The organism is Actinoplanes sp. NPDC049599, from assembly GCF_044465625.1.
GTDB lineage: Bacteria > Actinomycetota > Actinomycetes > Mycobacteriales > Micromonosporaceae > Actinoplanes.
Window position 1 is genome coordinate 171038 of sequence record NZ_JBITLX010000002.1, and the last position, 18662, is coordinate 189699.

Here is an 18662-nt window from a genome sequence, read left to right on the forward strand (position 1 = left end):
CCGCCGGCCCGGCACCAGAGGATGCCGTCATGCCGCGCCTGCCAATGTCGCCTCGACGCCGTGTTTCTCCAGGGCGGTCAGCCATTCCACGACCAGCTCGCGGACCGTGTTGTCGGCGGCGAGTTCCGGCGGGAATACCGTGTCCAGGCCGAGCAGGGCCTCGACCACGCACGCCGGTGTCGCGCCGGCCGTGGCCAGGCGTTCGTGGATCCGGTCGGCCAGCGGGTCGTCGAGTGGCAGCGCCCGGCCGTCGTCCGCGACGCCCTGGGCGTACCGCATCCAGGCCGCCACCACCAGCGCGCCCCAGCGCGGTGACGCGCCGGCCGCGCGCCGGTCCGCGATGGTGTGCAGGACCCGTTGCGGCAGCTTCTGGGTGCCGTCCATCGCCACCTGCAGGGTGCGGTGCGCGATGGCCGGGTCGGCGAAGCGGTCGAGCACCGATGCACCGTAACCGATGACCGAGACGCCGGGCGGCGGCTGCATGCTGCCGGCCACGTCCTCGGCGACGAAGCGGGTCATCGCCGCGCGCATGCCGGGGATCTCCAGTGCCGCCGCGATGGTCTCGCGGCCGGCCACCGCGCCCAGGTACGCGATCGCCGAGTGCACCCCGTTGAGCGTGCGCAGCTTGAGCCGTTCCCAGGGGCCGGCGTCGTCGGTCAGCACCGCGCCGGCGACGTCCCAGGCGGGCCGCCCGCCCGGGAACCGGTCCTCGATGACCCACTGCCGGTACGGCTCCCCGTGCACCGCGGCCAGGTCCCGCGCACCGAGCGCGGCGGCCGCCAGGTCCAGGGTCGCCGGCGTGCTCGCGGGCACGATCCGGTCCACCATGGACCCGGGGAACGTCACGCTCGCGCCCAGCCACTCACCGAACGCCGTGGTGTCCCCCGGCACCAGCGCCCGGGCCTGCTCCACCAGGCTCCGCACCCGGCGCCCGTTCGACGGCAGGTTGTCGCAGCTGAGCACCGCGAGCGGGCCGCCGTCGGCGCGGAAGCGGGCCAGCAGGCCGCGCAGGAGCAGCCCGGGGATGGTGACCGGGGCGCGGGCCGTGGTCAGGTCGGCCCGCAGGTCGCCGTCGACGGTGAGCCGGCCGGTCGACGGGTCCAGCCGGTAACCCTTCTCGGTGACGGTCAGCGTCACCACCCGTACCGCGGGATCGGCCAGCAGGGCGACCACCGCGCCGGGGTCCGCGGCCGCGTGCCGGACCCCCGCCAGGGCACCGACCACCCGGGTGCCGGCGGTCGCGCCGGACATCGTGGTCACGCTGAACAGCCGGTCCTGGGCCGCGAGGTCGGCGATGATCTGCGCCGAGCGCGGCGCCACGCCGACGATGCCCCAGTCGCCGCCGGCCGCGGCGATCGCCTCCTCGGTGTAGACCGCCTGGTGCGCCCGGAAGAACGCGCCGAGCCCGAGGTGCACGATGCCGGCCGGGACGTCGCCGGGACGCACCAGCGGGCGGCTGCGCTCGGGCAGCCGGGCCAGCGTGTCCAGCCCGAGCAGCGGCGTGGTGGTCACCGCCATGCCGGGCCGTCCGGGAAGGAGAACTCCGCGATCGAGGCGGGACGCATGGTGGCGCTGTAGCCGGGCTGGTCCGGCAGCAGGTAGCGGCCGTCGCGGGTGCGTACCGGATCCTCGAAGTGCTCGTGCAGGTGGTCGACGTACTCGACCATCCGGCCGTCCAGCGAGGTGCCCACCCGCAGGTAGTCGAAGATCGCCAGGTGCTGGACCAGCTCGCAGAGGCCGACGCCGCCGGAGTGCGGGCAGACCGGCACGCCGAACTTGGCCGCCATCAGCAGCTCCGCCAGCACCTCGTTGACACCGGCCACCCGGCAGGCGTCGACCTGCATGACCCCGATCGCCTCGGCCTGCAGCAGCTGCTTGAAGATCACCCGGTTGGCAGCCACCTCGCCGGTGGCGACCCGGCAGCGCTCGCCGGTCAGCTCGTCGACCGCGCGCCGGATGGTGGCGTGGCCGAGCACGTCGTCGGCGTGCGTCGGCTCCTCGATCCAGTACGGGTCGAACTCGGCCAGCCGGGTCATCGCCGCGATCGCCTCGTCGACGTCCCACACCTGGTTGGCGTCCATCATCAGCAGCGCGTCCGGGCCGATCTCCGCCCGGATGATCCGGGCCCGCCGGACGTCGTCCGCCAGCGGCCCGCCGACCTTCATCTTCATCGCCCGCCAGCCCTCGGCGTACGCCTGCCGGGCCAGCGCGCGCACCTTGTCGTCCGGATAACCCAGCCAGCCGACCGAGGTGGTGTACGACGGGAAGCCGTCGCGGGCCACCTCGGCGAGCCGGTCGGCCATCCCGACCATGCCCTTGTCCAGGATCGCGGTCGCCTCGGCCGGGGTGATCGCGTCGCTGATGTGGTGGAAGTCCACGCAGGCGACCAGCTCGTCGGTGGACATCTCGGCGAGCAGCTGCCACAGCGGCGCGCCGGCGGACTTGGCCCGCAGGTCCCACACCGCGTTGACCAGCGCGCCGGTCGCCATCTGGATGACGCCCTTCTCCGGGCCCAGCCAGCGCAGCTGCACGTCGGCGGTGAGGCTGCGGACGAACCCGGCCGGGTCGGCGGTCAGCTCGCTCAGCGTCCGTCCGGCCACGTGGTGGCTCAGCGCCCGCACGGCCGCGCAGGTGAGCTCGTTGCCGCGGCCGTTGGTGAAGGTGAAGCCGGCGCCGACGTGGGGCCCGTCGGTCCGCAGCTCCACGTACGTGGCCGAGTAGTCGCCTCGGTTGATCGCGTCGGAGCCGTCGCCGGCCGCGGCGGTCGGGAACCGCACGTCGTGCACGTCGACGGAGAGAATCCTGGTCACAGGCGGAACACCTTCTTCGGCAGGTGGTAGGCGAGGTCGGCGATGGTCTCGGCGGCCTCGTCGAGCGGCAGGCGCTCCTCGGCGACCAGCCGGGCCAGGTAGGCCGCGTCGGCCCGCCGGGAGACCTCATGACGGACGGGGATGGAGCAGAACGCGCGGGTGTCGTCGGTGAACCCGGCGGTGTTGTAGAAGCCGGCGGTCTCGGTGACCGCGTCACGGAACCGGCGCAACCCGTCCGGCGAGTCGAGGAACCACCACGGCGCGCCGAGGTAGAGCGCGGCGTACCCGCCGGCCAGCGGGGCCAGCTCCCGGGTGAAGGTGTCCTCGTCGAGGGTGAACAGCACCACCCGCAGCCGGGGGTCGTTGCCGTAGGCGTCGAGCAGCGGCTGCAGGGCCTGCACGAAGTTGACCGGCTGCGGGATGTCGCCGCCGACGTCCCGGCCGTGCACGGCGTGCAGGCTCTTGTTGTGGTTGCGCACGGCGCCCGGGTGCAGCTGCATGACCAGCTCGTCCTCGATCGACATGCGGGCGAACTCCACCAGCATGTGCGCCCGGAACTCCTCGGCGTCGGCGGCCGACGCCCGGCCGCGCAGACCGCGTTCGTACAGCCGGGCGGCGTCGGCGCCGGTGAGCTGCACGGTACGCGCGGTCGGGTGCCCGTGGTCCGACGACGTCGCCCCGGCGGCCTTGAACGCCTGCCGCCGCGACCACAGCGCGGCCAGATACCCCCGGTACGTGGTGGTGTCCTCGCCGGTCAGCTCCCCGAGCCGGACGATCCGTTCGGCCCAGCCCTCGAACTCCATGTCCACCACGTCGTCCGGGCGGAAGGTGGTGATCACCCGCCCGCCCGGCCCGCCCCAGCCGTCGGCCTCGAGCTTGGCGTGCCGGCTGAGCTCGTCCAGCGGCGACTCGGTGGTGGCCAGCACCTCGATGCCGAACCGCTCGAACAGCGCCCGCGGGCGGAAGGCCGGCTCGGCCAGCCGCGCGGCGATCTCGTCGTAGACCGCGTCGCCGGTCGCCGGGCCGAACCGGGTGGTGACGCCGAAGACCGAGGCGAACGTGCGTTCCAGCCAGAGCCGCGACGGGGTGCCGCGGAACAGGTGCCAGTTGTCCGCGAGCAGCCGCCAGATCTTCCGCGGGTTGTCCTCGACGGCGACGCCGGTGCGGCTCGGCACCCCCAGCCGGGCGAGCGGGATGCCCTGGCTGAGCAGCATCCGGGTGATGTAATGGTCGGGGACGATGAGCAGCCGCGCCGGGTCGGGGAACGGCTCGTCGCCGGCCAGCAGGCCGGGATCGACGTGGCCGTGCGGCGAGATCAGCGGCAGGTCCCGGACGAGCGCGTAGAGCTCGCGGGCGATGTCACGCTGCCGGGGCTCGGCCGCGAACATGAGGTCGGACATGGACACCTCGGGGATTCGACGGTCAGGTGAGGTCGAGCAGGTCGGCCACGCGCACCGGGGCGCCGGTCTCCATCGACCGGTTGGCGGCGAGGCCGGTGAGCAGGGCGAGCGCGCCGTCGCGGGCGGTGGCGGAACGCTCCAGGGGATCCTTGGCGGCGCCGAGCAGCACGTCGAGCATCCGGGTGTCGGCGCCGCCGTGGCCGGTCCGCGAGTAGCCGGCGGGCAGCGGCACCTGCCGGGGCGGGGCCCAGAACGGGCGTACGGTCAGCGTCGACCGGCCCCGCTCCTCGGCCTCGGTCACGCCGTGGATCGCGGCGCCCTTGACCTCGCTGGCGCCCGCCGGGCTGACGTGGTCGCTCTCGACCACCTCCAGCTCCAGCCGGCCCCGGCTGCCGTTGACCATCAGCCGGTAGCCCTCCCAGGGCGCGTACGCGGTCAGGTGGTACGTCATCGTGGCGCCGGTGTCGTAGCGGACCAGCACCGCCATGTCGTCCTCGATGCTGACGCCGGGCGCGAACACGTTGAGGTCACGCCGGTACCCGTCGTCGGCCTCGGCGTCCAGGTAGAGCTCGCGCAGCCGCGGGTTGTCCCGCAGGCGCAGGGCGAACGGGTCGCCCTCGGCCGCCGGGTCGCCGTGCGCGCGGGTGTAGTCCCGGGCGTAGCCGTGGCGCCGGCCGGGCTCGCCGTAGAAGAACAGCCGGCCCTGCGCGTACACCTCGGCCGGTGCCGCGCCGAGCCACCAGTTGACCAGGTCGAAGTGGTGGCCGGACTTGTGCACCAGCAGGCCGCCGGAGTTGGCCTTGTCGCGGTGCCAGCGCCGGAAGTAGTCGGCGCCGTGCCGGACGTCGAGCAGCCATTCGAAGTGCACCGAGCCGATCTCGCCGATCTCGCCGGCGGCCAGCACCTCGCGGACCGCCTCGTGCAGCGGGTTGAACCGGTAGTTGAACGCGACCTGCACCCGCTTTCCGGTGCGCGCGACCGCGTCCAGGATGCGCCGGCAGCCCTCGGCGTCGACCGTCATCGGCTTCTCGGTGACGACGTCGCAGCCGGCTTCGAGGGCGGCCACCACGTAGTCGGCGTGGGTCCGGTCAACGCTGGTGACCAGCACCTCGTCGACCCGTTCCGCGGCCAGCATGGTGGTGAACTCCGCGGCCGGGTAGGTGGGCACCGGCGGCACCCCGAGGTCGGCCAGCCAGCGGTTGTGCGCGGCCATCCGGCTCGGGTTGACGTCGGCCAGCCCGACCAGCTCGGCCGTGCCGGCGTGCTCGACGGCCAGGGCCCGCAGGAACATCTCGGCCCGGGCCCCGGCACCGACCAACGCGTAGCGCCGTCGTTCGTCCACCGCGTCTCCTCACTGCAAACGTTTGCAGCAGAACTAAACACGTCGATCGGCCCGCGTCAAGAATTCAGGGCTGGTACGTCCGCTTTTATGGTCTTTAGCGCTGGTCGGGAGCACCTGCGATGCGGACAGCCGTCATGAACCTGCAACAAAAGGCCGTTGACACAGCTACAACCGTTTGCATTAATTGGCCCCCAGAGTGACCCCGACCACAGGTCATCACCGCGAAGGAAGGGCCAGGCGTGCCAGCCACGATCCGCGACGTCGCCCGGGAGTCCGGAGTGCACATCTCCACGGTCTCCCGGACGTTCTCGGCGCCGCACCTGGTCAACCCGGACACCCGTACCCGGGTGCTGGCCTGTGCCGAGCAGCTCGGCTACCGGCCCAACCGGGCGGCCCGGGCGCTGATCACCGGCCGCACCTACAACGTCGGGCTGATCGTGGCCGACATCGCCAACCCGTTCTTCCCGCCGCTGATCAAGGCCGCCGAGAGCCAGGCCCGGCAACGCGACTACCACATCTTCGTGGCCGACTCCAACGAGGATGCCGCGGTCGAGGAGGACCTGGTCCGGGCCCTGGCCAAGCAGGTCGACGGCATCCTGCTGTGCAGCCCGCGGATGAGCAACAGCCTGATCGAGCTGCTCAGCCGCGAGGTGCCGCTGGTGGTGGTCAACCGGCAGATCACCGGCCTGCCCACGGTCGTGATGGACGTGGCACAGGGCGCCGGGCTGGCGATCGACCACCTGGCCGGCCTCGGGCACCGGCGGATCGGCCTGGTCGCCGGGCCGCGCGGCTCCTGGACCAGCAAGGAGATCCGCCGCTCGGCGGCGCTGGCCGCCCGGGCCGGCGGCGCCGATCTGACCGTCTTCGGCCCCAACCCACCCACCGAGCAGGGCGGCGTAGCGGTGGCCGAGCAGGTGCTGCGCAGCGGCGTCAGCGCCGTGCTCGCCTACAACGACCTCATGGCCATCGGCCTCATCGAGGGCCTGCACGCCCAGGGCGCGCGGGTCCCGGCGGACATCAGCGTCGTCGGCATAGACGACATCGCGCTGAGCCGCCTCATCCATCCCAAGCTGACCACGGTGGCCACACCTGCCGCCGCCGCGGGAAGAGCGGCCGTCGACATGCTTCTCGCGCATGGCGACGACCGTCGCACCACTGCACACGCGAGCCTTCAGACCGCATTGGTCATCCGCGACTCGACGGGACCGGGCCCGGATCCGCACAGCCATGCGGACCCGGGCGACGTGGCAGCCGCCGCCCCCGAAGCTGTCGCCTCCTACGCCAAGGAGTGAGCACCATGTACCCCGACAAAGCCCCGCCGGCGGACGCGCGAACCACGCGTCGCCACGGTACCGCGACCCGTCGACGGCTCCTCGCCGCGGCCCTGGTCATACCCCTGGCTCTCGGCGCCGCCGCCTGTGGCGACGACGATGCCGGCGACGACAAGAAAGTCGAGCTGTCCATCTTCTGGTGGGGCGCGGAGGGCCGCGCCAAGCTGACCGAACAGGCCCTCGACCTCTACACCCAGAAACACCCGGACGTGACCTTCAAGAAGACCTGGCAGGCCAACCAGGGCTACTTCGACAAGCTGGCCACCCTGACCGCCGGCGGCAACGCGCCCGACCTGTTCCAGATCGACGACAACTACATCGCCGAGTACGCGGGCCGCAACGTCACCCTCGACCTGACCTCGTACGCGGGTGACGGCAAGCTCGACGTGTCGAAGTTCGGGCCCGGGCTCAAGGAGTACGGCACGGTCGACGGCAAGCTCGTCGGGGTGGCCTCCGGCGAGAACACCCAGGGCCTGGTCTACGACAAGACCGTGCTCGACAAGTTCAAGCTGCCCGCCCCGACCACGGGGATGAGCTGGGAGGACTACATCGCCTGGGCGGCGAACGTGTCCAAGGCCGCCAAGGTGCCGGGCACCCAGGACGCGAGCGCCGTCTACCAGGCGTTCTGGGTCTGGCTCCGGCAGCAGGGCAAGGACCTGTACAAGGGCAACGAGCTCGGCTTCACCGAGCAGGACGTCACCGCCTGGTTCGAGCTCTGGAAGGGCGCCCGCGACCGTGGCGCCACCCCGACCCCGGACGTGATCCACGAGGGCAACGCCACCGACATCAGCAAGCAGCTGGTGGTCACCGGCAAGGCCGCCACCTCCTGGGTGTGGGCCAACCAGATGCCCGAGATGAAGAAGAACACCAAGAACGAGCTCGGCGTCGTGGCGTACCCCGGTGACCCGAAGGCGCAGTGGGCCCGGGCCTCGATGTACTTCTCGGTGTTCCGCGGCAGCCCGCACAAGGAGCAGGCGGTCGACGTGCTGAACTTCCTGGCCAACGACCCGGAGGCCGGCAAGATCCTGGGCACCGACCGGGGCCTGCCGGCCAACCTCGAGGTGCGCCAGGTGGTCGCCGACACCGTCACCGACCCCAGCATGAAGCAGACCATCGCGGTCCAGAACGAGCTGGGCAAGACCTTCGGCACCGCGCCGGCCGTCCCGCTCAAGGGCCACAGCAAGGTGCGCAGCGAGCTGACCAGGGTCGCCGAGGAGGTCCTGTACGGGCGCCAGACGCCGGCCCAGGGCGGCACCGCCTTCGTCACCGCCGCCAAGGCCGCGATCGGTCAGGGCTGACGACTGTCGTGACCTCGGTGCGAACGGCCCAGAGCCGGATCGAACCCGCCCGCCCGGGTCCTGCCACACGGCAGGGCCCGGGCCACCGGCGGCGCAAGCACTCCGAGAACCTCCCGGGGTACGCGTTCCTGTCCCCCTGGCTGGTCGGGCTGCTCGCGATCACGGCCATCCCGATGCTGCTCTCGCTCTACCTCAGCTTCACCGACTACGACGTGCTCACGCCGCTGTCGGAGGCGAACTGGGTGGGCTGGGACAACTACGAGCGGATGTTCACCGCCGACCCGTCGTACTGGCACGCCGTCCGGGTCACCCTGACGTTCGCGCTGGTCGCGGTGCCGCTCAAGCTGGCCACCGCGCTCGGCGTGGCCCTGCTGCTCAACCGGGCCATGCGGGGCATCGGCGTGTTCCGCGGCCTGTTCTACCTGCCGTCGCTGCTCGGCGGCAGCGTGGCGCTGGCCATCGTCTGGGTCAGCATGTTCAACCGCGACGGCGCCTTCAACTCGTTCCTGGGGTTGTTCGGCATCGAGGGCGCGCCCTGGGTCAACGACCCGGAGTGGGCCCTGGAGACCCTGATGCTGCTGGCCATCTGGCAGTTCGGCGCCCCCATGGTGATCTTCCTGGCCGGGCTCAAGCAGGTGCCGACCGAGCTGTACGAGGCCGCGCAGGTCGACGGCGCCGGCCCGTGGCGGCAGTTCCGCAACGTCACCCTGCCCATGCTGTCCCCGGTGATCTTCTTCAACCTGGTGCTGGAGACGATCAACGGCTTCCAGGGCTTCACGTCCGCCTTCGTGCTGAGCAACGGCACCGGCGGGCCGGTCGACTCCACCCTGATGTACACGCTGAACCTCTACATCAAGGGCTTCGTCGAGCTGGACATGGGTTACGCCTCGGCGATGGCCTGGGTGTTCCTGCTCGCCATCGGCCTGATCACGGTGGTGCTGTTCCGCACCGGCCGGTTCTGGGTCCACTACTCCGACGCCGAGGAGCACTGATGCGTGGCCGGCTGCGCCTGCTCGTCCTGATCCTGATCCTCGCGGTCGTGCTCTACCCGCTGATCTGGATGGTGGGTACGTCCTTCAAGTCGCCCGAGGAGATCGCCAGCAACATCGGCCTGATCCCGGAGAGCTTCACCCCGGGCAACTTCGGCTCCGGCTGGCAGAAGTTCGACGTCAACTTCGGCCGGTTCTTCCTGAACAGCGCCATGGTCTCCGGGCTGACCGTGCTGGGCAACACGGTGTCCTGCCTGCTGGCCGCGTACGCCTTCGGGCGGCTGCGGTTCCGGCTGCGCAAGTTCTGGTTCTCCATCATGATCGCCACCCTGCTGCTGCCGGGACACGTGCTGATCATCCCGCAGTACATCCTGTTCCGGAACCTCGGCTGGGTCGGCGGCGAGTGGCCGTACCTGCCGCTGCTGGTGCCGCAGTTCCTGGCCACCGAGGCGTTCTTCGTGTTCCTCATGGTGCAGTTCATGCGGGGCATCCCGCGCGAGCTGGACGAGGCCGCGAAGATCGACGGCGCGTCGCCGTACTCGATCTTCCGGCACGTCATCCTGCCGCTGAGCCGGCCGGCGCTGGTGACCACGGCGATCTTCTCGTTCATCTGGACCTGGAACGACTTCTTCCGGCAGCTGGTGTTCCTGTCCTCGCTGGAGGACTACACCGCGCCGGTGGCGCTGACGCTGTTCATCGACTCGACCAGCGAGAGCTCGGTCGGCCCGATGTTCGCCATGTCGCTGCTGTCGCTGATCCCGGTGTTCCTGTTCTTCGTGGCGTTCCAGCGGATGCTCGTCGAGGGCATCAACACCAGCGGGCTCAAGGGATGAGGCGCGACTGGCGGGAGACCGTCCGGGTGGCGACCGATCTGGCGCTGCTCGGATTCCTGGTCACGCTCGCGGCGCTGCCGCTGGTCACGGCGGGCGCCGCGGTCGCCGCCGGCAGCGCCGCGGTGCACCACCACCTCGAGCACGACCGGTGGCCGACCGCCCGGGCCTGCTGGGCGGTGTTCCGGCGCGCGCTGGTTCCCGGGCTGCTGGCCGGCCTGATCGCCGCTGCGGCCGGGCTGCTGCTGGTGGTCGACCTGCTGGCCGTCCGCAGCGGCGCGGTGCCGGGCGGCGCCCCGCTGGCCGTGCTCACGGTGACGCTCGCTGCGGCCGGCGCCGGCTACGGGGCGCTGGTGGTCGTGGCGGTCGGCGCGGACCCGGACCACGGCTGGCGCGCCGCGCTGGCCACCGTGCCCGGCCGTGGCCGCGCGGCCACGGCGGCGGCCGGCGTGGTGCTGCTGACCGCGCTGCTCGCCGCGCTCGTGCACCCCGCGCTGGTGCCGGTGCTGGCCGGCTACGCGCTCTTCGCGCTGCACGTGGTGACCCGGCGGCTCACGCCGGACCGGCCCGGGGGCACCACGGCCGTCCCCGGGCGGCCCGGCCCGGCCGCCGGCGCCCGACGGTGACCTAGAAGCGCTCGCCGGTGATGTAGCCGGCGAGCGAGGAGCGCTCGGTCTCCAGCTCGCCGATCCGCTCCTTGACCACGTCGCCGATGCTGACGATGCCGCGCAGTTCGCCGTTCACGACGACCGGCACGTGCCGGAACCGCCGCTCGGTCATCAGCCGCTCCACGTCCTCCAGGGGAGCCTCCGGCTCGACCGTGTGCACGTCCGCGGTGTGGATGGCGGTGACCGGCTCGGCCAGCACGGCGGCGCCGCGCACGGCCAGCGCCCGCACGATGTCGCGCTCGCTGACGATCCCGTCCACCCGGGAGCCGTCGGCGGAGACCACGATGGCGCCGATCCGGTTCTCGGCCAGCACCTTCAGCAGGGCATCGACGCGCGTCTCCGGGGACACCGTCACCACTCGCCCGCCCTTGACACGAAGAACGTCACTGATCCGCATGTGTTTCCTCCCAAGGCCTGGTACCTACCACCCTAGAGGTCATCGGGCCCACTTCCGGTGGACTCCGGCCTGTCTGATTTACGGCGGCGAAAGGTCCGATGGTCGTCGCTGCCGACCACGGCGGCCCAGCCGGGGCAGGGATCCTGGAGATCCGCGTGCACGGGGTGTCGATCACCCTGCCGGAGCTGCGGTGTTGTCCGGTGGCGGGCGGGCCCGGTGGACGGTGAGGTGCTCGACCCACCGCTGCGCCGGCCCAGCGATTACCCCAGCTCGGCGGAGTACCTGCGGCAGCGCGCCGCGGCGATCGGCCGACTCCCTCGCGGGCAGCAGGAGTGACCGGCGCCGTCATCGGGTACAGCGAGCTTCATGACAGTGGGCCCGGTCGTCGTCGCCAGCCGCTACCGGCTGGGCGAGACGCTCGGCCGGGGCGGGATGGGCCGGGTCTTCCTGGCCCGTGACGAGGTCCTCGACCGGGACGTCGCGATCAAGGAGATCGTGCTGCCGGCCGAGATGATCGCCGCCGACCGCGACGCGGTGCAGGAACGCACCCTGCGCGAGGCCCGGGCGGCCGCCCGGATCAGCCACCCGAACGCGGCCCAGGTGTACGACGTGGTCGCGGCGGACGGCGCGACCTGGATCGTCATGGAGTACGTGCGCTCCCGCACCCTGCAGGACGTCATCGCCGCGGAGGGCCCGCTGGAGCCCCGCCGGGTCGCCGAGATCGGCCTGGCCGTGCTGGGCGCCCTGGACGCGGCGCACCGGGCGGGCGTGCGGCACCGCGACGTCAAGCCCGGCAACGTGCTGCTCGGCGAGGACGGCCGGGTGGTGCTCACCGACTTCGGCATCGCCAGCATCGAGGGCGACGGCATCGTGACCAGCGCCGACATGGTGATGGGCTCGCCGCAGTACATGTCGCCGGAACGGGTCCGGGACGGCACCACGCTGCCCGCCTCCGACCTGTGGTCACTGGGCGCGACGCTGTTCACCGCGGTGGAGGGGCACTCGCCGTACGAGCGGGCGTCGGTGATCGAGACGCTGACCGCGGTCGCCGCCGACGAGCCGGGCACCGCCCGGCGGGCCGGGGTGCTGACGCCGGTGCTCAACGGGCTGCTGCGCAAGGACCCGGCGGCCCGGATCGACCTCGCCGAGACGCGGCGCCTGCTGGAGGAGGCGGTCTCCGGCGGCCGCCCGGCCGGGCGGCGCTGGCCCTGGCAGAGCCGGCCGGCCGACGGGGAGCCGCCGGCGGAACCGCGCCGGACGGACGAGCAGGACCGGCCGGACGACGCCGAGCCGCCGGCGGGAACCCGGTGGACCTGGCACAACCGGCCGAGCCGGAAAACGGCCGCCGCACCGGCCATCCCCCGCCAGCGGAAACCCGGGAACGCCGCGGCCGCACCCGGCCCAGCGACCGGCCCGGCACCCACCGCCCCGCCCGACAAAGCGGTCGCCGCCCCGCCCGACAAAGCGGTCGCCGCCCCGCCCGACAAAGCGGTCGGCACAGCGCCCGGCACCGCGCCCGGCACCGCGCCCGGCACCGCGTCCGACAAAGCGGCCGGCACCGCGCCCAGCGCCGCGCCCGGCAGAACGCCCGGCAAAGCGGTCGGCACGGCACCCGGCATCGTGCCCGGGTCAGCCGTCGCCGACCCCGCATCCCGGTCCCGGCGGCGCCGGTCCGTGCTGGCCGCGGGTGTCGCCGCCGTGGTCCTGGCAGGCGCCGGCACCGCCTGGTACACCCAGCGCGACGGCGACGGCCCGCCCCGGAACACCCCCGCCGCCGTGCCCACCCGGTCCGCGGCGGCGCCGACGACCGGCACGGCCCCGGGTGGGACGCCCGTCTCGCCGGGCGCCGCGCAGCCGGGCGCCGTACCGTCGGGATCCGCGCCGGGCGGGACCGCCGCGACCAGCCCGGCGACCGGGCAGGCCGGCACCCCCGTGGCCCGGCCGGCCCTGCCCGCCGGCTGGCGCGACTACCGCGACCCCACCGGCTTCCGGGTCTACGTGCCGAAGGGCTGGACCAAGTCCAAGCGGGGCACGATGGTCTACTTCCGCGACGGCAAGGGCCACGTGCTCGGCATCGACCAGACCGACCAGCCCCAGCCGGACCCGGAGGCGGACTGGCGCGGCAAGGCCAGGTACCGGGTCGCCGCCGGCGACTTCCCCGACTATGACGAGATCAAGATCGACTCGGTGAAGTACTGGCGGAAGGCCGCCGACTGGGAGTTCACCTTCGACGGCAGCAACCGCCGGCACGTGAACAACCGCGGTTTCATCACCTCGAAGAAGCAGGCCTACGGCATCTGGTGGGAGACCAGCGACGCCCGCTGGAAGGCCGACCGCGACGACCTGCAACTGATCTTCGACAGCTTCCGGCCGAAGCCGGGTTAGGCTCCCGCCTCGTTCAGCCGGTGCAGCTGGTCCTCGTCGAGCTTGACGTCCAGGGCCGGCAGCACGGCCTCGAACTGCTCCGGGGTACGCGGCCCGACCAGCGGCACCGTCCGCGGCGGCTGCCGCATCAACCAGGCCAGCACCAGCTGGTTCGGCGTGACCCCGACCTCGGCGGCCACCTCGGCCAGCACCGCGAGCCGGGCGTCGGCGTCCGGGCCGGCGTACGCCTGCATCGCCCAGTGCCCGGTCCGCTTCGCCGGGTCGTCGTAGATCCCCTTGAGGATCGGCGAGTACGCCACCAGCGTCAGGTCCTCGTGCGCGGCCAGGTAGTCGAGCTGCTCGGCGCCGGTGATCGACGCCCAGTCGTTGCCGGCCCGTGGGCGCAGGTACGAGTGCTGCTGCTGCAGGGCGACCGGGGCCGGCCAGCCGTACCGGTCGCACAGCCCGCGGATCCGCTCCAGCCGCCAGGTCCGCACGTTCGACCAGCCCAGGTACCGGATCTTCCCGGCCTGGACCAGGCCGGCCAGCGCCTCCAGGGTCTCCTCCAGCGGGGTGCCCGGGTCGTCGACGTGCACGTAGTACAGGTCGACGTGGTCGGTGCCGAGCCGCCGCAGGCTGCCGTCCAGCGCGTGCCGCAGCGTGTCGCCGCCGGCGCCCGCGAAGGTGCGCCGGGCCAGGTCCCAGTTCGGCGTGCCGTCGGCCGCCCACAGCTCCGGCGAGTACTCCGGCAGCCCGCTGCCCTTGGTCGCCAGGAACACCTGGTCGCGCCGCCCGCCGTGGCGCAGCCAGCGGCCCAGCAGCTCCTCGCTCTCCCCGCCCCGGCTGCCCCGGGCCGCCCACCACTCGTAGCAGTCGGCGGTGTCGATGAAGTTCCCGCCGGCTGAGAGGTAGCGGTCCAGGATGTGCACCGAGTCGGGCTCGTTCGTGGCGTTGCCCATCTGCATGGCGCCGAGCGCGAGCCGGCTGACCCGCTGCCCGGTGGTGCCCAGTTCGATCGTTTCCATGCCGACGACGCTAGGACCTGGAGCGCGCTCCAGGTCAACACCGACGTGCACAGTGGAGTGATGACGCCCCGCCACCCGCGCCCTGGCCGCGCTCGGCGTCGACCAGCAGCGCGCCCGTGCCGAGATCACCCCGGCTGCGCGCCGCCGGCTGACGCTCAGCCCGTCCAGCCCAGCCAGGTCTCCCCGGCGGTCAGCGCCGCGAACCAGATCAGCCACGCGGCGACCGGGGTCAGCAGCACCCACAGCGGCTGCCGCCGGCGCAGCAGCCCGGCCGCGACCAGCACCAGGGCGAGCCAGACGACCAGCAGCAGGACCACGGCCCAGGCCGGCGCGAGCAGGCCGCTGGCCGCATAGAAGACCAGCGTGGCGAGCAGCGCCGCGAACCCGAGCCAGCCGAGGAACCACTGCCACCACGGACGCGTCACTGCGGGCCTCCTGACGTGCGGACGCGGTCAGGATACGGGCGCGGTCAGCACTTCAGCAGGCCGGCGCGCTCCTTGGCCCGCAGCACGTGCCGGGCCGCGTCGGTCAGCCGGGCGGCGAACGCCGGCGACTTGCGGGCGGCGGCGGTCAGCGAGGCCGCCATCGGGGCCGCGTCCTGCGGCCGGATGGTCAGCGCCAGGTCGCCGCCCGCCGCCACGAACCGCACGGCCCGCTCGCCGGCCGGCAGCGACGAGGCCGCGTCGGCCGCGCCCAGGTCGTCGGACATCACCAGCCCGGTGAAGCCGAGCCGGTCGCGCAGCAGGCCGGTGACGATCGGCTTGGAGTACGCGGCGATGGCCGACCCGTCGAGTTTCGGGTACGTCGCGGACGAGATCATCACCCCGGCCGACCCGGCGTTGATCCCGGCCACGAACGGCTTCAGGTACGGGTCGTCCGCGGTGGTCGTGTTGTCGACGACCCGGACGGCCGTGTCGGTGTTGGCGCTGACCCGGCCCAGCCCCGGGAAGTGCTTGACGATGGTCAGCACGTCCGCGCCCTGCGAGGCCGCGACCACGGTGGTGATGTCCTCGGCGACCCGGTCCGGGTCGGAGCCGTACTGCCGGTGGAAGCCACCGATCGGCGGGTTGCCCTCGCCCAGCTTCGCCGGGACCGTGTCGGCGACCGGCGCGAGGTTGACGGTCACGCCGATCCCGGCGAGGCGCTGGGCGCTGTCGCGTACGGTGTCGCGCAGCTTGGCCCGCGGGCCGGCGCCCAGCCGCTTGGCCGACGGGATCAGCGGGAAGTCGCGGCCCTTGAGGGTCTGCACACTGCCGCCCTCCTGGTCGAGCGCGACCAGCAGCGGCGTGGCGGCCCGGCCCTGCAGGGCGGCGATGTCCGCGCGCAGGCCGGCGGCGGAACGCGTGCTGCGCCCGGCCAGGAACACCCCGCCGAGACGGTGGCGGGCGACCACCGGGCCGAGGTCGCGCGGGCCGGCCACCGAGGTGCCCACCATCAGCGCCTGACCGGCCCGCTCGCGCGCCGACAGTCCCGCCAGGATCGTGTCGGCGCAGCTCCCGGGGCTCGCGGACGGCGCCGGGACGCTCGGCGAGGCGGCGGGCGCGCCGGTGGAGGCGCTCGGCAGCGCCGGGACGGACGGCAGCGCGCGGGGCGCCGCCGGGCCGGCGACGGCCTGCCGGATCACCACGCCCGCGAGCACGATCAGCAGGACAATCCCGGCACTCAGCCACCGCACTCTGCTCGTCATCGCCGCCACGCTATCGAACGCGCGGTAGCGGGCAGTGCTACGGCCGGCGGCTCGCGCGGAACCGCTGGAAGCCGACGGCGGACAGCACGCCGGCGATCACGATCAGCGCCGCGATGATGATCTGGTGACCCAGCGCCACCCGGTCCTGGGTGTCGTCGGACTGCGCCGCGGCCGGGCGCAGCCAGGTCTCCTCGCTCTCCCGCGGCCCGCCCGCGGCGGCCGGCCCGGCGGCCTCCTGCGGCGAGGCGACCACCCCGGGCTCGGCCGAGCGGGAGGCCTTCGGCTTCGGCGCCGCGGCGGCCTTGGCCGGCCCGGTCGAGGCGGGCGCCGCGGGCGGCGCCTTGAGCTGGAGGTCCGAGCAGGAGTAGTAGGTGTCCGGGGTGCTCGAGGTCTGCCAGACCGTGTAGAGCACGTGCCGCCCGGTGCGGTCCTTGGGCAGCTTGGCGCTCATCCGGTAGGCGCCGGCCCGCAGCGGCGGGTCCTGCACCGTCAGAATCGGCTTGCTGCCCAGGTCGGCCCAGCCCAGCGGCTGCTTCGGGTCGTAGCCCTGCTTGGTCAGGTAGACCCGGAAGGTGCCCTGGTGCGGGATCGTGCCGCGGTAGCGGATGGTCAGCGTGCTGCCCGCGTCGAGCTTGGTCGTCGGCCAGTCGGTGCGGGCCAGGTCCAGGCCCTGGAACTCCGGCAGGTCGCCGCTGCACAGGCTGCCGTCCGGGACGAACTCCTGGTCCCGGCCGTTCACGTTGGGCAGCCGCAGGTTGTCGAAGGTGCCGAACGGCCGCCCGTTCGCCGCGCGGGCCGCCTGACACGCCGCCGCGTCCGCCTGCTGTCCGCCGGTGGCGCAGGCCGCGGTGCGGCTGATCGGCTGGATCGGCGCGCCGTGCGCGAGCGCCGGCGCTGCCGGGAACAGGGTCGCGACGGCGACCACGACGAGGGCAGCGGTGCGGCGAACGACGATCATGAGTGGGCCTCCTCCGGGAAGAGTACGGAGATCAGGCCCCAGTCGTTCACTACCGAGGGTGGCGCTGCCCGGAAAAACCTCACGCTGTGGTTGCATGGCCAGGGAGTCACACAACTGGAGGAGTTCACATGGAGAAGCCCGACGTCGGCCCCATCACGGGTGAGCCGCCGGCCGAGCTGGTCTCGGAGGACCTGGTCGTCGGCGACGGCGACGAGGCCAAGCCGGGTCACCAGGTCACCGTCCACTACGTGGGGGTCGCGTTCTCCTCGGGCAAGGAGTTCGACGCGTCGTACAACCGCGGCGAGGCGTTCGACTTCGGCCTGGGCGCCGGTCAGGTCATCGGTGGATGGGACCAGGGGGTGGTCGGCATGCGCGTCGGCGGCCGCCGCAAGCTGACCATCCCCCCGCACCTCGGCTACGGCGCCCGCGGGGCCGGTGGCGTGATCAAGCCGAACGAGACCCTCATCTTCGTGGTGGATCTGCTCGGCGTTCAGTAAGCCAGGGCCGGCAGGCGGCGCGGGCCGGGACGGGCGTCGCCTGTCCCGGCCCGCCGCTGCCGGTGACCCCCGTGTCGGGCCGCTGACCCGGCGACGGGTCGAACGGCTCGCCGATCGGGGTCACCGGGCGGCCTTCAGGTCCGCACAGCCCGTCTCCTCCGGCAGCAGCGGGCGCAGCAGCACGGACCAGCTCGCGTTCTCCCAGACCCACGGGGTGTTCGCGGTGGCGTCCGCGGCCGCGGCCAGCACCGCGTCGAGCTGCGCGCCGGTGGCGACGACGCAGGTCGGGTCGACGGTCGGGCTCAGCTTCTCGCCGGGCAGCGCCGGGCCGGGCCACGGCACGCTGCGCGGGCGGCCGGTCGGGTCACCGGGATCGACCCACGGCTGCGCGATCGCGGCCAGCGCCACCGGCCGGTACGGCTGGGGCTCGCCGGTCATCATCGCGGTGGTCAGGTCGCCGAGCTGGTCGACAAAGGCGCGCAGCTTCTTGCGGGCCTGCTGCTGGGCCTTGGTGAGCTGCGGGTCGTCGGGCCGGGCCTCGCGCAGGGCAACCGCCCCGACCGTACGCTTGCCGTCGGCGGTCACGACGGTGACCTCGGTGGTCGGCGCGTCGGCGACCCCCGGCTGACCGAAATCGGTGCCCGGTTTCACGCCGGCCGCGACCGCCTTGTCGAGCAGCTGCCGCAGGTTCGCCGGGGAGAGCGTGCCCCACTGCAGGTTGGGCAGGGCCGGGCCGGGATACACCGCCGGGACCGGGCCGTTGAAGATCACCCGGCCGTCGGCGTACACGCTGGTCTCCGGGAGCCGGCCGAGGAGCAGGTGCGGGGGGACGAAGCCGCCGGCGGAGCTGACCCGCAGCACCAGCGCGTCCTCGGGGCCCGGCGTGGCGGGCGGCGACGAGCTGTCGGACGGCGCCGGGCCGGGGCTCGGCGCACCGGCGGCGGTCTGCTGGGCGCAGCCGCTGAGCAGGAACAAGGTCACGGCGGCAGCGGCCGTCCACGAGCCGCGAAGTCTGGTCATAGGCGGTCAGACGTACCCCGGGGCGCGCCGGTTCCTCCGCCTTTCG

17 protein-coding genes are annotated in these 18662 nt (G+C 73.1%); 7 read left to right on the forward strand and 10 right to left on the reverse strand.

What is annotated here, in order from left to right:
* Positions 1-27: 27 nt before the first annotated feature.
* Genes ACIBQZ_RS04000 through ACIBQZ_RS04015 form a run of 4 tightly spaced genes read right to left on the reverse strand, consistent with a single transcriptional unit; the run spans position 28 to position 5552 of the window.
* Complete coding sequence (locus ACIBQZ_RS04000) at positions 28-1518, reverse strand: mannitol dehydrogenase family protein (RefSeq protein ID WP_396086948.1); 1491 nt, start codon at positions 1516-1518, stop codon at positions 28-30.
* On the reverse strand, positions 1509-2810 hold the full coding sequence (locus ACIBQZ_RS04005) for an enolase C-terminal domain-like protein (RefSeq protein ID WP_396086949.1): 1302 nt from the start codon (positions 2808-2810) through the stop codon (positions 1509-1511). Before ACIBQZ_RS04005 ends, ACIBQZ_RS04000 begins: the two co-directional genes overlap by 10 nt.
* Positions 2807-4210: a glucuronate isomerase gene (gene uxaC / locus ACIBQZ_RS04010; RefSeq protein WP_396086950.1), complete on the reverse strand. Its 1404-nt coding sequence runs from the start codon at positions 4208-4210 to the stop codon at positions 2807-2809. The genes ACIBQZ_RS04005 and uxaC overlap by 4 nt, the downstream gene beginning before the upstream one ends.
* 22 nt (positions 4211-4232) lie before the next feature.
* On the reverse strand, positions 4233-5552 hold the full coding sequence (locus tag ACIBQZ_RS04015) for a Gfo/Idh/MocA family protein (protein ID WP_396086951.1): 1320 nt from the start codon (positions 5550-5552) through the stop codon (positions 4233-4235).
* 239 nt (positions 5553-5791) lie between these two features.
* Between ACIBQZ_RS04015 and ACIBQZ_RS04020 the strand changes: the two genes are divergently transcribed.
* The 5 genes from ACIBQZ_RS04020 to ACIBQZ_RS04040 are packed head-to-tail and all read left to right on the forward strand — an operon-like array spanning position 5792 to position 10626.
* Positions 5792-6844, forward strand: coding sequence for a LacI family DNA-binding transcriptional regulator (locus ACIBQZ_RS04020; RefSeq protein WP_396086952.1), 1053 nt, complete (start codon positions 5792-5794; stop codon positions 6842-6844).
* 5 nt (positions 6845-6849) lie between these two features.
* A complete protein-coding gene (locus tag ACIBQZ_RS04025; protein ID WP_396086953.1) occupies positions 6850-8181 on the forward strand; it encodes an ABC transporter substrate-binding protein in 1332 nt (443 codons plus the stop codon).
* A 17-nt stretch (positions 8182-8198) separates the two neighbouring features.
* Entirely contained in the window at positions 8199-9173 is a 975-nt protein-coding gene (locus ACIBQZ_RS04030; RefSeq protein ID WP_396086954.1) for a carbohydrate ABC transporter permease, read from the forward strand.
* Complete coding sequence (locus ACIBQZ_RS04035) at positions 9173-10003, forward strand: carbohydrate ABC transporter permease (protein ID WP_396086955.1); 831 nt, start codon at positions 9173-9175, stop codon at positions 10001-10003. Before ACIBQZ_RS04030 ends, ACIBQZ_RS04035 begins: the two co-directional genes overlap by 1 nt.
* Complete coding sequence (locus ACIBQZ_RS04040) at positions 10000-10626, forward strand: DUF624 domain-containing protein (RefSeq protein WP_396086956.1); 627 nt, start codon at positions 10000-10002, stop codon at positions 10624-10626. Before ACIBQZ_RS04035 ends, ACIBQZ_RS04040 begins: the two co-directional genes overlap by 4 nt.
* A 1-nt stretch (position 10627) precedes the next feature.
* Here the strand turns inward: ACIBQZ_RS04040 and ACIBQZ_RS04045 are convergent, their stop codons facing one another.
* Positions 10628-11065: a CBS domain-containing protein gene (locus tag ACIBQZ_RS04045; RefSeq protein WP_396086957.1), complete on the reverse strand. Its 438-nt coding sequence runs from the start codon at positions 11063-11065 to the stop codon at positions 10628-10630.
* A 366-nt stretch (positions 11066-11431) separates the two neighbouring features.
* On the opposite strand from ACIBQZ_RS04045, the gene ACIBQZ_RS04050 reads away from it, so the two are divergent.
* Positions 11432-13450, forward strand: a complete 2019-nt coding sequence (locus ACIBQZ_RS04050; RefSeq protein ID WP_396086958.1) for a protein kinase — start codon at positions 11432-11434, stop codon at positions 13448-13450.
* Here ACIBQZ_RS04050 and ACIBQZ_RS04055 read toward each other — a convergent pair.
* The 4 genes from ACIBQZ_RS04055 to ACIBQZ_RS04070 form a co-directional block, all read right to left on the reverse strand.
* The gene (locus ACIBQZ_RS04055; RefSeq protein ID WP_396086959.1) at positions 13447-14454 is read right to left on the reverse strand and encodes an aldo/keto reductase; all 1008 of its coding nucleotides are present in this window, start codon (positions 14452-14454) and stop codon (positions 13447-13449) included. The two genes, ACIBQZ_RS04050 and ACIBQZ_RS04055, sit on opposite strands and share 4 nt — an antisense overlap.
* A gap of 155 nt (positions 14455-14609) precedes the next feature.
* Positions 14610-14879: a hypothetical protein gene (locus ACIBQZ_RS04060; protein WP_396086960.1), complete on the reverse strand. Its 270-nt coding sequence runs from the start codon at positions 14877-14879 to the stop codon at positions 14610-14612.
* A 44-nt stretch (positions 14880-14923) separates the two neighbouring features.
* Positions 14924-16141, reverse strand: coding sequence for a glycoside hydrolase family 3 N-terminal domain-containing protein (locus tag ACIBQZ_RS04065; RefSeq protein ID WP_396086961.1), 1218 nt, complete (start codon positions 16139-16141; stop codon positions 14924-14926).
* Between the two features lie 37 nt (positions 16142-16178).
* Positions 16179-17099, reverse strand: a complete 921-nt coding sequence (locus ACIBQZ_RS04070; protein WP_396086962.1) for a lytic polysaccharide monooxygenase — start codon at positions 17097-17099, stop codon at positions 16179-16181.
* A 128-nt stretch (positions 17100-17227) separates the two neighbouring features.
* Here ACIBQZ_RS04070 and ACIBQZ_RS04075 point away from each other — a divergent pair, with 128 nt between their 5' ends.
* The gene (locus tag ACIBQZ_RS04075) at positions 17228-17596 is read left to right on the forward strand and encodes an FKBP-type peptidyl-prolyl cis-trans isomerase (RefSeq protein ID WP_396086963.1); all 369 of its coding nucleotides are present in this window, start codon (positions 17228-17230) and stop codon (positions 17594-17596) included.
* A gap of 120 nt (positions 17597-17716) precedes the next feature.
* Here ACIBQZ_RS04075 and ACIBQZ_RS04080 read toward each other — a convergent pair whose 3' ends face one another.
* Positions 17717-18616 (reverse strand): hypothetical protein, encoded by a 900-nt coding sequence (locus tag ACIBQZ_RS04080; RefSeq protein ID WP_396086964.1) that lies wholly within the window; start codon positions 18614-18616, stop codon positions 17717-17719.
* Positions 18617-18662: the final 46 nt, after the last annotated feature.